Origin of the sequence: Alteromonas sp. 14N.309.X.WAT.G.H12, assembly GCF_036697315.1 — a bacterium.
Classification (GTDB): domain Bacteria; phylum Pseudomonadota; class Gammaproteobacteria; order Enterobacterales; family Alteromonadaceae; genus Alteromonas.
On record NZ_JBAHZB010000019.1, the window covers coordinates 35,783 to 48,685 of the forward strand.

The 12,903-nt window shown below is 47.3% G+C and carries 11 protein-coding genes and 1 pseudogene; 9 read left to right on the top strand and 3 right to left on the bottom strand.

The window, feature by feature from the left end; genetic code table 11:
- Together V5298_RS08100 and V5298_RS08105 are read left to right on the top strand one after the other, a co-directional pair.
- Window positions 1–1,085: pseudogene (locus tag V5298_RS08100) on the top strand (TonB-dependent receptor); the annotation flags it as partial.
- 61 nt (window positions 1,086–1,146) lie between these two features.
- A complete protein-coding gene (locus V5298_RS08105; RefSeq protein WP_332930952.1) occupies window positions 1,147–2,214 on the top strand; it encodes a purine nucleoside permease in 1,068 nt (355 codons plus the stop codon).
- Window positions 2,215–2,269: 55 nt separating this feature from the next.
- Here the strand turns inward: V5298_RS08105 and V5298_RS08110 are convergent, their stop codons facing one another.
- Window positions 2,270–3,268: an adenosine deaminase gene (locus V5298_RS08110; RefSeq protein WP_332930953.1), complete on the bottom strand. Its 999-nt coding sequence runs from the start codon at window positions 3,266–3,268 to the stop codon at window positions 2,270–2,272.
- 361 nt (window positions 3,269–3,629) lie between these two features.
- On the opposite strand from V5298_RS08110, the gene V5298_RS08115 reads away from it, so the two are divergent.
- A complete protein-coding gene (locus tag V5298_RS08115) occupies window positions 3,630–4,961 on the top strand; it encodes an NCS2 family permease (RefSeq protein ID WP_332930954.1) in 1,332 nt (443 codons plus the stop codon).
- 62 nt (window positions 4,962–5,023) lie between these two features.
- Here the strand turns inward: V5298_RS08115 and puuE are convergent, their stop codons facing one another.
- On the bottom strand, window positions 5,024–5,944 hold the full coding sequence (gene puuE, locus V5298_RS08120) for an allantoinase PuuE (protein ID WP_332930955.1): 921 nt from the start codon (window positions 5,942–5,944) through the stop codon (window positions 5,024–5,026).
- Window positions 5,941–6,594, bottom strand: coding sequence for a TetR family transcriptional regulator C-terminal domain-containing protein (locus V5298_RS08125; RefSeq protein ID WP_332930956.1), 654 nt, complete (start codon window positions 6,592–6,594; stop codon window positions 5,941–5,943). Before V5298_RS08125 ends, puuE begins: the two co-directional genes overlap by 4 nt.
- 377 nt (window positions 6,595–6,971) lie before the next feature.
- Between V5298_RS08125 and xdhA the strand changes: the two genes are divergently transcribed.
- From xdhA to V5298_RS08155, 6 genes are all read left to right on the top strand, one after another.
- Window positions 6,972–8,414 (top strand): xanthine dehydrogenase small subunit, encoded by a 1,443-nt coding sequence (xdhA, locus tag V5298_RS08130; protein WP_332930957.1) that lies wholly within the window; start codon window positions 6,972–6,974, stop codon window positions 8,412–8,414.
- Window positions 8,407–10,752 carry a xanthine dehydrogenase molybdopterin binding subunit gene (xdhB, locus tag V5298_RS08135; protein WP_332930958.1) on the top strand — a complete coding sequence of 782 codons (2,346 nt, stop codon included), beginning with the start codon at window positions 8,407–8,409 and terminating at the stop codon, window positions 10,750–10,752. Before xdhA ends, xdhB begins: the two co-directional genes overlap by 8 nt.
- On the top strand, window positions 10,749–11,573 hold the full coding sequence (gene xdhC / locus V5298_RS08140) for a xanthine dehydrogenase accessory protein XdhC (RefSeq protein ID WP_332930959.1): 825 nt from the start codon (window positions 10,749–10,751) through the stop codon (window positions 11,571–11,573). Before xdhB ends, xdhC begins: the two co-directional genes overlap by 4 nt.
- The gene (gene uraD / locus V5298_RS08145) at window positions 11,570–12,076 is read left to right on the top strand and encodes a 2-oxo-4-hydroxy-4-carboxy-5-ureidoimidazoline decarboxylase (protein ID WP_332930960.1); all 507 of its coding nucleotides are present in this window, start codon (window positions 11,570–11,572) and stop codon (window positions 12,074–12,076) included. Before xdhC ends, uraD begins: the two co-directional genes overlap by 4 nt.
- Before the next feature lie 10 nt (window positions 12,077–12,086).
- Entirely contained in the window at window positions 12,087–12,410 is a 324-nt protein-coding gene (gene uraH / locus V5298_RS08150) for a hydroxyisourate hydrolase (RefSeq protein WP_332930961.1), read from the top strand.
- A partial coding sequence (locus V5298_RS08155; RefSeq protein ID WP_332930962.1) for an amidohydrolase family protein occupies window positions 12,410–12,903 on the top strand: 494 nt, incomplete at its 3' end. The genes uraH and V5298_RS08155, both read left to right, overlap by 1 nt.

Sequence of the window (12,903 nt, forward strand, 5' to 3'; positions counted from 1 at the left end):
ACCTGACCATGCCATCATCGGCTCTGGATAAGCGTGAACTCGCCACCCAAATCGGCTACAACTACGATAATTATGACGAAGGTAACTATTTAGATCTGGGCTTGGCTGCCATGACCGATCTAACCTGGGAAAACGGCATCAATGTTGTCCTTGGCGCCCGTTACGATACCATTGATATCGAAAGTACCTCCCGTGCAGATCTACTATTGGGTGCCGATGGTACCGAAGAGCCAATTAGCGATAGCGAGCGCGTTGGCGGTTGGTCATGGAACGCCAGTTTTTCTTATAAAACGCCATGGGGGCTTATTCCCTATGTCACCCGCTCTCGCCAGGCTACCATTATCGCAGGCCAGGGGGCGGAAATTCCGGTCAGTTCATTAAATGCAGACGATGCAACGGCTTTCGATGACTCCAACTTGTTCGAATATGGTGTTAAAGGTTCCTTCCTTGATGAAAGCCTCTATTTTGCATTATCCCATTACGAATCCGACAGAACCACCTACAGTGCACAAAATACCGTCACCAATGGTGTCACCGACAATACCGGTACTGAGTTTGAATTACGCTGGGTTGTCAACGAGAGTCTGGTACTGACTGCTGGCTATTCGTATAACAAAACCATTAACCTCACCGCCCTCAATAATGGCTCTCAATTTGGCTTCTTCGGTCTTGAAGACATGGTCAATTTGGAAGACAAATCACTGGTACTTGGTGGTAACGTCATTGGTTTAAATTTAGTCGGTCCAGGCACCTCTAACCCAGAAGGGAAAAAAGCCGGTGTGCCGGAGAATATCTACACCTTCACCGCTACTTACGACTTCCAAAATGGTTATGCCTCGAGTATCAGTGTCATTGATGTCGATTCCACATTTTCCAGCTTCTCAGGTTCAGTGACCTTGCCAGCTTATACGTTAGTTAACGCCGGACTTTCCTATCAGGGTGAAGACTGGAGCGTAAATATGACCGTGAAAAACCTTACTGACGAGCGCTACTTTAGAGCAAACTTTTCTGATTTATTCGGAAGCCAGATTGTTTTGCCCGAACTACCTCGCCATTTCAACGTGAAATTTGATTATAAATTCTAAAATGTAACGGTAACCTGCGGCATGCATTAGCATGCCGTTTTTTTGTTTAAGGAGAATAAAATTGAAAAGAAGTGTGTGGCTATTTGCGCCATTTTTTCTGGTCTTGTGTAACGTAAATGCCATGGCCCGCGAAGCCCCCATGAAAGTAAAAGCGGTAATCGTCACCATGTTTGAAATTGGTGAAGATGAAGGTGACAAAGCAGGCGAATTTCAAATGTGGAAAGAACGCTATGGCCTGGACACCCGCTACCCATTTCCTCAATCTTTCCATGATATCTATGCCAATACAGACAAAGGCGTGTTGGCCATTGTTACCGGTATGGGCACCGCAAAATCTTCCTCTGCGATTATGGCACTGGGTTTAGATCCCCGTTTCGATTTAACCCAAGCCTACTGGTTAGTTGCCGGTATAGCTGGTATGGATCCCAACGACGGCACCGTAGGCTCAGCGGTATGGGCCCGCTATCTGGTAGACGGCGATCTCGCTCATGAAATTGACGGTCGTGAAGTGCCTGCGTCCTGGCCTACCGGTTATTTTCCGCTTTTCGCCCACGAACCCCAAACGCAAAAAACGGATGAAGCCCCTAAGGCGTTAAATGGCGAAATGTATACCTTGAATATTGCCCTTAGCGAATGGGCCTATGAACACACCAAATCCCTTAAGCTCATGGATACTGACGCCATGGCCGCATTACGGGCCAAATATACCCAATATCCTAATGCCCAAACAACGCCTAAAGTTATGATGGGAGATCACCTGGCCGCTTCCACATTCTGGCACGGTCGTTTACTCAATGACTGGGCAAACCAATGGGTCTCTTACTGGACCCACGGAAAAGGCAATTTCGTTACCTCTGGTATGGAGGATACCGGTAGTTATCAATCGATGATTTATTTAGATCGTGCGGGAAAAGTAGACAAAGACCGGTTTATGGTGCTCAGAACGGCCAGTAACTTTACCATGCAACCTACAGGACTTACCGCAGCTGAAAACTTAAAAGCCGAAAGCTCTGGGAGTGGTTACGCAGGAATGGTTCCTTCTTTAGAAGCCGCTTATTTGGTGGGCAGCACGGTGATAGAAGAAATTCTCACCCATTGGGATAAATACCAAACCACGACACCACAATAACTTAATGTGGTTGTCCGGTTACCACCTTGATACCGGACAACCTTCTCACTTGTGTCTAAATGGCATCCACTTTTTGGATCCATGCTTGCTTTTCAGTGTCGTCTAAAAAACTGGCCATAAAGCTATTTTTCACCAATTGGCGACACTGTTGTTCATTCATTCCCAGCGCGCTTTCCAACACCGCAAAGTTGTCATTTAGAAAACCACCAAAGTAAGTAGGATCATCGGAATTAACCGTTACCAGCAAGCCGTCCTCCAGCAACTCAAGAATATTGTGCGTTGCCATATCTTCAATCACTTTAAGTTTAAGATTACTTAAAGGACACACGGTAAGCGGAATTTGCCGATGTTTAATTAACGCCATGAGCTCTTTGTCTTCGGCACACCGTACACCGTGATCAATGCGATCAATATTTAACAGATTAATGGCCTGCCAAATATAATCAGGCGGGCCTTCTTCTCCGGCATGAGCAACGACCTTAAAGCCTAAGGTACGGGCTTGATTAAACACGCGCTCGAATTTCTCCGGCGGATTGCCAAGCTCGGAACTGTCCAAGCCCACAGCATCGATAATGTCATACCAAGGCTCGGCATCTTGCAAGGTGGTAATGGCATCGGCTTCGCTAAGGTGACGAAGAAACGACATAATTAAACGAACGCTAACGCCCCACTCCTCTTGTGCTTCGTCTATTGCGCGCACAAAGCCCGTCATGAACACATCAAAAGGGACACCGCGATGGGTGTGGGTTTGGGGATCAAACATGATCTCAGTATGCACGATGTTGTGTTCTTTACAACGTTGCAAATAAGCCTGCATAAGCTGATAGAAATCTTCTTCGCTACGCAACACATCAGCGCCGGCGTAGTAGAGATCTAAAAAACTCTGCAAATCGGAAAACTGGTACGCCGTTTCAATTTCACAGACAGAACTAAAAGGTAATTTAATGCCGTGTTTTTGCGCTAATTCCCACATGAGTGCAGGCGATAAGGTACCCTCAATGTGTAAGTGTAACTCGGCTTTGGGTAGCGCTTTTATAAGCGTTGTCAGCGCCATAATTTTACTCCTTCATTGGTGGTATGCGGTTAGCGGCGATACACCAATATATTTTATTATTCGTTATGCGGTTTGCACCAGCGTAATACAAGCTAACTAAAATAGTGCATCTTACGCAAATAGTATCCCTTTAGATTGTGTCCTCACATCCTCGATTTGCCATGAATTCATTGCATAAGCTCATGTAATTAGAGACACTTTCCTAGTCCGTCATTGGAAAATTTCTTTTTAAATCAATACCTATAATACACTACAATTTGTATCAAGCTGAATTAAAAGCATAAATCACACCATTGTTGACTACATGGTCAGGTTATTGCTTTAGGGACTTTAATAACTTTTATTCTTCCAGAGAGAACTCATGTCATATGCTTTACTAGATCGTTTGTTCAAGTTACAAGCGAACGGAACCACGGTGAAAACGGAAATTATAGCCGGAATGACCACCTTTGCCGCCATGTCTTACATTTTGGTGGTGAACCCAGGGATCCTCGGGTTAAGTGGTATGCCTGTGGCTGGCCTCATCACCGTTACCGCACTGGCCGCATGCCTAGGTAGTTTGCTGATGGCATGGATGACCAATTACCCGGTTGCCTTGGCGCCAGGCATGGGGTTAAACGCCTTCTTCACCTTTACCATTTGTATGGGACGGGAAGTACCATGGGATGCCGCCCTCGGTATTGTATTTTGGAATGGCGTTCTGTTTTTATTACTTACCTTAACCGGCGTTAGAACTAAGATTGCAGAAGCCGTACCACCGTCGCTAAAAGTCGGTGTACAATGTGGCATCGGCTTATTTATCGCCTTTATCGGGTTAAAAAATGCCGGGCTGGTTGTGGATAATCCTGCAACCTTTGTTGGATTAGGGGATTTATCCAACCCTGCTGTCATGCTTGCCTTTGCCGGCATACTCCTCACCATTGTGGTGGTAATGCGTAATATTACCGGTGGCATTCTGCTATCAATCATTGTTCTTTCGATCATCGGGGCCTTTATCCCCACTGAAGATGGCTTTCTTACCCAGCATCCAGGTTCATTTTTTGGGTTACCGGATCCGATTTCAGATACCTTTTTTGCCATGGATATTTGGTATCCCATTGAGCACTTTTCACAAACTTGGGATCTGATTTTTGCCCTCATGTTTGTCAATATGTTTGATACCATCGGTACCCTTATCGGCGTTTCCCGTCGGGCTAACCTATTAAATGAAGACGGGCGATTACCCAAAATAGGCAGTGCCATGACCGCCGATGCCTCAGCCAGTGTGGTTGGCGCGGCACTGGGGACATCACCGGTAACCAGTTACGTGGAATCCGCTGCCGGTGTATCTGCTGGCGGTCGTACTGGGCTTACCGCCGTTGTCACGGCCTTGTGCTTTATGCTTGCCCTATTTCTGACCCCATTGATGAAGGTGATCCCCTTAATGGCCACCACGCCTGCACTCATTATGGTGGGGATTTTAATGATGGATTCTATTCGCCAACTGGACTTTGACGATCTAGGCGCACTGGCCACCGCTTCAGTGGCACTGCTGGCTATGCCCCTTACGTTTAGCATAAGTGAAGGGATCGCCCTTGGATTTATTACCTATGTGGTGACAATGGCAGGCAGTGGACGGTACAAACAGGTAGGTAAACTTACCTATGTCTTGGCGGCAGTCTTCTTACTTCGTTATATCTTTGATTTAAAATAACCGCGTCCCCATTGCTTTTATGGCAATGGGGCACTTTATTCTGGAAGTGAGACGTAACGGTTTTATTCCCCCTGATAGGGAAAGTTAGCCTTCCAATGTAGCGCAATATCTTCACGGGTTGTCAGCCAAACTTTATCGAAGCTTTGCACATACTCAACAAAACGTTTTAAGGCGGCGAGGCGGGCAGGACGACCAACTAAGCGGCAATGTAAGCCAATGGACAACATTTTCGGCTGGGTTGCCCCTTCTTCATATAAAACATCAAAGGCATCTTTTAAATACTGATAAAACTGTTCTCCACTATTAAATCCCTGGGGCGTGGCAAAACGCATATCATTGGTGTCTAACGTATAGGGCACAATTAATAACGGCTTTCCATTCTGGGTATCGTAATAGGGTAAATCGTCGGCATAAGAATCAGCGCAATACAAAATATCATCCCGCTCGGCGATCAGCTTCAATGTATTTGGACTGGTACGGCCGGTATACCAACCTGCCGGCTTTTTACCGGTTAAAGCCTCGTGTTGTGCAATGGCCTGCTCAATCTGAGCCCGTTCCGTGTCTATATCCATATCCTGATAATGGATCCAACGCAAAGCATGGCTGGCGATTTCCCACTTTGCATCAAGCATGGCTTTAACTGCATCAGGGTTGCGCGCCAGGGCCATAGTGACGCCAAAGACAGTTACCGGAACCCCTTTTTCGGTAAACAAACGGTGTAAACGCCAAAACCCCGCTCGACTACCGTATTCATAAATAGATTCCATACTCAAATGGCGATCAGGATAAGGCTGCGCCCCCACAATTTCAGAGAGGAACATTTCTGAGTGTTCATCGCCATGCAACACGCAGTTCTCGCCCCCCTCTTCGTAATTGATCACAAACTGCAATGCTATACGTGCGTTGCCGGGCCACTTAGGATGGGGCGGTGTACTGCCATAACCAATAAGATCACGAGGGTAGTTGTTGGTATTTATCTTCATAGGCTATCTATCTTATATTTATCAGGGACATCAAGTCCGCAGCCGGTTAATGTAATAGTAACAAGGTGTTTGGTGGCTTCAGAAAAATCCACTTTTTTCATTTTGCAGCCCCGTAACCGGGTTATTTGCGTAGAAAAATCGGCATAATGCTGGGTACTCGCCCAAATGTTATACAACAAATAATGGGGATCAACGGGGCGCATTTTTCCTTGTTCAATCCACTTTTCGATAATAGCGACACGCCCTTCCATCCACTTATTGTGGGCATCATTAAAATAATTATCTAAATTAGGCGCGCCGTTAATAATTTCCATGGCGAAAATCTTCGATGACATGGGATGGGTGCGGGATAATTCCATCTTTTCAGCAATGTAGGCAGCTAAGGTCTCAGCAGGATCATCCTCCTGAGTTGCCATATCAAAACGGGAATTCCATAAACTGAGAGTTTGGCTCAGTACCGCGATATAAAGATCATGCTTGGTTTTGAAGTAATACAAAACGTTGGTTTTAGGTAACCCTGCTAGGTCGGCAACCTGTTGCACAGAGGTGCCTCGAAATCCCTGAGAGGCGAAAGCCTTTTCAGCCGCGGCCAGAATAATAGCTCGATTGCGAGCCCCTACGCTGGCATCCACTTTTAATGTTTGGGTCATGACGCCGTTTGATTCCTTCTGTAAATTGTCAAACCTGACTATTCAGTCATAATGCCATAGTTGTAGAAATCAGAAAAAAGTTTTATTTTTTCCCTCCACTTATGCCTTCCACGCCAATGCGCACAAATCTTGCAGAAAATTCTACGATAACAGTTTATTGATAAACAATTCGGGTAAAACGCCCCTTTTACGTGATCCATTACAATGAATGCTCACCAGTTTAAGGCAAATAAGTATCCGTTTTGCACCAAAATGAGACGCGCCGCATTAGCTGGCCTTTTTTTAACTTACAAATCTGACCAAATGGTCTACTTTTTAATGATAAATACAGATATAGTAACGCGCTTAAACGATTTTAATCATAGATGGAGCCCGGCATGGTCCGCTTTCTCTTAAACAATGAACCTGTAGAGCTACAGGTAGACGATCCGAATCTCACGGTCCTGCGGTATTTGCGGGAACAAAAAAGTAGATGCGGTACAAAAGAAGGCTGCGGCGCAGGAGACTGTGGAGCCTGTACAGTGGTGGTGGCAACCCCAACACCAGAAGGCGACCAACTAGACTATCGCACCATAAACAGCTGTATTTCTTTAATGTCATCACTTCATGGCAAACAGCTTATTACGGTGGAAAATCTCGGTGAGGCACAATCCCTTCATCCTGTACAACAAGCCATGGTGGACAATCACGGTTCCCAGTGTGGTTTCTGTACGCCGGGCTTTATTATGTCTGCCTTTGCCCTTTACCACTCATCGAAAACCATAGACCGAGAAGAAGCCATTCATGCCCTATCCGGCAACCTATGCCGATGTACAGGATACCGGCCCATTATTGATGCCGCACTGTCAGCCTGCGCCCATCGTCAGCCGGATCAGTTTGATAAGCAGCAGGCACAAACCTTAAAAGCCTTAGCCGCATTAAATGCTGAGTCTTCAAATCAAAAAGCGACATCTCTGCTTATGCCTAAGAATCGACTGGAACTGGGCCAAGCCATAAATACTCACCCAGAGGCAAAACTGGTGGCCGGCAGTACTGATTTAGCGCTGGAAATTACCCAAGGCCAAAAACAATTTCAAACCCTTATCAGCTTGTCACAGATGGCGGAATTAAAGCAGATAGAAAAAAGTAACAACGCATTACAAATAGGTGCCATGGCACCGTTAAACGAGGTTGCGACAGCCATTACCGCCAGTTACCCAGAATTAGAGGAACTGTTCACCCGCTTTGCGTCACTGCCCATTAGAAATCAAGCGACCTTAGGCGGCAATATCGCCAATGCATCGCCCATTGGTGATACACCACCGCTAATGCTGGCTTTAGAAGCGAACCTGGTTTTGGATAACGGTGAGCAAAGCCGAACCCTTCCTGCAAGGGAATTTTTTACCGGTTATCGCCAAACCGCCCTGGCGCAAAATGAATGGATAAGCCAAGTGGTGCTTCCTTGCAAACTGGCCAATCAACAGGTTTCCGCCTATAAAATATCTAAACGGCACGAAGATGATATTTCTGCCGTGTGTGCCGTGTTTTCTTTGGTGATTGAAAATAATGTCATCAAAAAACTTAAAACAGGTTTTGGCGGTGTGGCCGCAACGCCGGTGGCCTGCTTAGAATTAGAACAAGCATTACTCGGGTTAAACTGGTCAGATCCTACATGCGTTACCCTCGGTAAAGGTATTCTTGCCGACGCATTTAGTCCTATAGATGATGTGCGGGCAACAGCCGCTTACCGCAAACAGGTATTAGCCAATTTATGGCACCGTTTCTGGCTTGAACATCAAACTGACAACCAGATCCCTACACGGGTGGTATCCCATGCGTAAACTGATAGACACACAACCGACAAGCACCACAAACAGTCCACTCGGTAAAGGCCGCGCCCACGAAAGTGCGATTCGACAAGTGTGCGGTGAAGCCCGCTATGTTGACGATATTCCAGAGCCAGGCAATATCGCCTATGCCGCCATCGGTACTTGCCCCTACACCACCGGCACCATTGATTCAATGGATTTGACCGAGGTGAAAAAATCAGACGGGGTACTGGATGTGATCACCATTGACGATATTCCCGGCCATACGGATATTGCCCCGGTGTTTGACGGTGATCCCATATTAGCGGACAACCTCTTGCTCTTTCATGGTCAACCCGTCTTTGCGGTGCTGGCAGAAACCGTTGATCAGGCGCGCAGAGCCGCAACTAAAGCCAAGATCACCGTAACGGAAACCGAACCGACGTTGTCGGTGGAGCAAGCGCTCAAGCAAAAAACCTTTGTACGCCCCACCCATACCTTTGGCAATGCCAATGCCATGGATACGGTAAACAAGGCGTCCCATGTTATACAAGGTACGCTGGATATCGGTGGACAGGAGCACATGTATCTGGAAGGTCAGGTTTCCCTCGCGGTGCCCGATGAAGAAGATCGGATGAAAATATACACCTCCAGTCAACATCCCAGCGAAGTACAAAAACTGGTAGCCGAAGTGCTCGGTATCAACTTGCATCGGGTAATTGTGGATATGCGTAGAATGGGCGGCGGCTTTGGTGGCAAAGAAAGCCAGGCGGCTCAATGGGCCTGTTTAGCTGCGGTCTTTGCAAAGCGCAATAAGCGCGCCGTTAAATTCCGATTACCCCGCCAGCAAGATATGACGGTAACGGGAAAACGCCACCCCTTTGAAAACCGCTGGCAGGTTGGCTTTAACGATGAAGGCCTTATTCAGGGCGCAGAAATTGAAGTGAACGGCAATTGCGGATATAGCGCTGATCTTTCCGATGCCATTGTGGATCGCGCCATGTTTCATGTGGATAATGGCTACTACCTAGGTGACAGCCATGTTGTCGGTCATCGGTTAAAAACATCGTATGTTTCCCATACGGCCTATCGCGGTTTTGGTGGCCCCCAGGGAATGATTGTTGCCGAGGCCATCATGGATGGGATAGCGCGAAAACTCGGTGAAGATCCCCTCACCGTTCGTAAACGTAATCTGTATAGCGAAAATACCGGCTTCACCACGCCCTATGGCATGACAGTAGAAGATAACATTCTGCCGGAAATGATTGCTGAAGTAGAAACCCGATGTGACTATTGGCAACGGCGACAAGCCATTGCGTCTTTTAACCGCAGCAGCCCGGTGATAAAGAAAGGGTTGGCATTGACCCCGGTTAAATTTGGTATTTCCTTTACCGCCAAGCATTTGAACCAAGCCGGTGCCCTTGTGCATATTTATACCGACGGAACCATTCAGGTGAATCATGGTGGCACAGAAATGGGACAAGGCCTGCATACCAAAATCGCCCAAATTGCCGCCCACGAATTTGGCATTGATATGGACGATATCGAAGTCACCGCTACGCGCACCGACAAGGTGCCTAATACCTCGCCCACAGCCGCCTCTTCCGGCACAGACTTAAACGGTAAAGCCGTCCAAAATGCCTGCGTTATCATCAAACAACGTTTAGTGGACTTTTGGGCGAAGGAACTGGGCCTCAGTGCTGACAATGCGGTATTTAAAAACAAGGCGCTGCATATAGGCGAGCACCACATTGGCTTTGCCGAATTAGTGCAAGCGGCGTATATGGCGCGGGTGTCTTTATCTTCTACAGGTTACTACCGTACGCCGAAAATCTTTTATGATAGAGACAAGGGGACAGGTCGCCCCTTTTTCTATTTTGCCTATGGCGTAGCCGCCACAGAAGTGATGATCGACACCCTTACCGGTGAAAACCGGGTGACTCGGGTTGATATTCTTCATGATGTGGGCGCGAGTTTAAATCCTGCCATCGACAAAGGCCAAATTGAAGGCGGGTTTATTCAAGGCATGGGATGGCTTACCACCGAAGAACTTAAATGGGATGCCAGCGGCAAACTGCTTTCCAACAATATGGCAACCTATAAGATTCCCGCCATTGGTGATACCCCGCCCATCATGAATGTAGATTTGTATAACAGACCTAATGCCCAGGACAGTATTTATCATTCCAAAGCGGTAGGCGAGCCACCGTTTATGTTGGCTATCTCAGTGTGGTGCGCACTAAAAGATGCCATTAGCAGCCTTACCGATTATGGTCACGATCCGTATTTACCGACGCCGGCAACCCCAGAGCGGATCTTACAGGCCGTAGAGCAAGCTAAACACAGTGCCAACAAGGAGTCTGACTTGTGATAACACCCAGACGCTGGTTTGATGCCGTATCTTTTTGCCACCAGCACGGCCAAGCCTATACATTGGTAACCGTATTGTCCGCGGCGGGTTCTACGCCTCGGGAATTAGGGGCAAAAATGGTAATAACCGGCGATCGTCAGTTTGATACCATTGGTGGCGGCCACCTTGAATTCGAGGCAGTTCATAAAGCTCGAGAATTTCTAGCTCAAGGCCGAGAACATCAACATGTGGAATCTTATCCTCTGGCCAGTCGTTTAGGTCAATGTTGCGGTGGCGCAGTGAAACTGCTTTTTGAAGTTAAAACCGCCCATTGCCAAACCCTTGCCGTGTTTGGGGCGGGCCATGTGGCACAGGCCTTGGTACCCATATTGGCTCAACTTCCACTACAGATTAAATGGATCGATAACCGACAAGACGCTTTTTCAGGGCTTAGCATTCCTGAACATGTCTGCACCATTATTGATGAGCAGGTAGAAGGTGAACTTCAAGACCTTGCCGATAACAGCATGATTGTCGTGTTAACCCACGACCATCAACTGGATTACCGCATTGTGGAAACCGCGCTAAAACAAGGTACCTTCTCGTTTGTGGGCATGATCGGTTCTGACACCAAAGCCAAACGCTTTCTGACCAAACTACAACATCGTGGTTTTAGCTCGGAACAATTAAGTCAATTTGTATCACCGGTGGGGGCGCTAAGCATTCCCGGTAAACTGCCTATTGAAGTCGCCGTTTCCATTAGTGCGCAAATCATTCAGCGCCTCCATGGCCATTGCCATAACAGCGACACGCAACATGTAGAAAAACAGGTCACCGTATGAAAATAAGCACCCTTAACGCACTTGCAAAAGACGACGCTACGGCTTGGTTTACCCAAACATGCGCGGCCCAAAAATGGGCCCTTGCCATGACGAGCTTGCGCCCCTATACGAACAAGGCCGCCGTATTGTCCGCCGCCACAAACGTATGGGACACCATGGAAATCGCCGACTATCTTGCCGCTTTTGCCGCCCATCCTATGATTGGCGATATTGATACCTTACGCAGTAAATTTGCCAATACTCGGGCCATTGCCGCGAACGAGCAGTCCGGTACCGCCGATGCCAATGAAAAAACATTACAGGCACTCAAAGAGATTAATCATGCTTATTTGGATAAGCACGGGTTCATTTTTATTATTTGCGCCACCGGGCTTTCAGCGGATGCCATGTTAGCGGCGTTACAAGGCCGTATTGATAACTCCACAGAGCAAGAAATCGCCAATGCGGCGGCAGAACAAATTAAGATCACCTGTTTGCGTATTGAAAAAGCGCTAGAGGATTAAGGAAAACAGAATGATTACACTTTCCAGTCATGTATTAGATACCACCTTAGGCAAGCCAGCGAAAAAACTGCCTTTAAGTCTCACATTGCCTGACGGCAGTTTACACAATGGGATCACCGATGAAGACGGACGCTGTAACGCATGTGGCGTGGAAGCGTTTTTACCCGGCGTTTATCAATTACGTTTTCATTGTGAAGCCTACTTAACAGAAAAACACGGCGACAGTTTTTATCCCTTCGTGGATATCCACTTTTCCATGGAAGAAAACGGTGGGCACTATCATGTGCCATTGCTGCTCTCTCCCTACGGTTTTAGCAGCTATCGGGGAAGTTAGTGAGTAAAGCAATGCAACTCTTTCGGGGCAAAATCCTCCACTTCCCCCACGCCACTGATGATCCCGACAAAGACGTTGTGTGTCTGCATGACGGTGCGTTAGTGGTAGAAGGCAAACACATTGTGGCCATTGGCGATTATGCCGAGCTCCAACCCGCCTATGCCCATGCCACAGTGTTTGATCATCGTGAGCATTGGATCATGCCGGGACTGATTGATAGTCACCTGCACTTCCCACAAACGGAAATGCTGGCCTGTTACGGTGAACAGCTTTTAAGTTGGTTAGAAAACTACACCTTCCCCACAGAACGCAAGTTTTCTGATCCTGAATACGCCAGTACCATGGCTGATGTATTTATCCGACAACTGCTTAGAAACGGCACCACCACCGGGTTGGTTTATCCCACGGTACATGCTAATTCTGTGGATGCCCTGTTTAATGCAGCATCATCAATGGATATGGCCATGGTCACGGGCAAGGTGTGTATGGATGA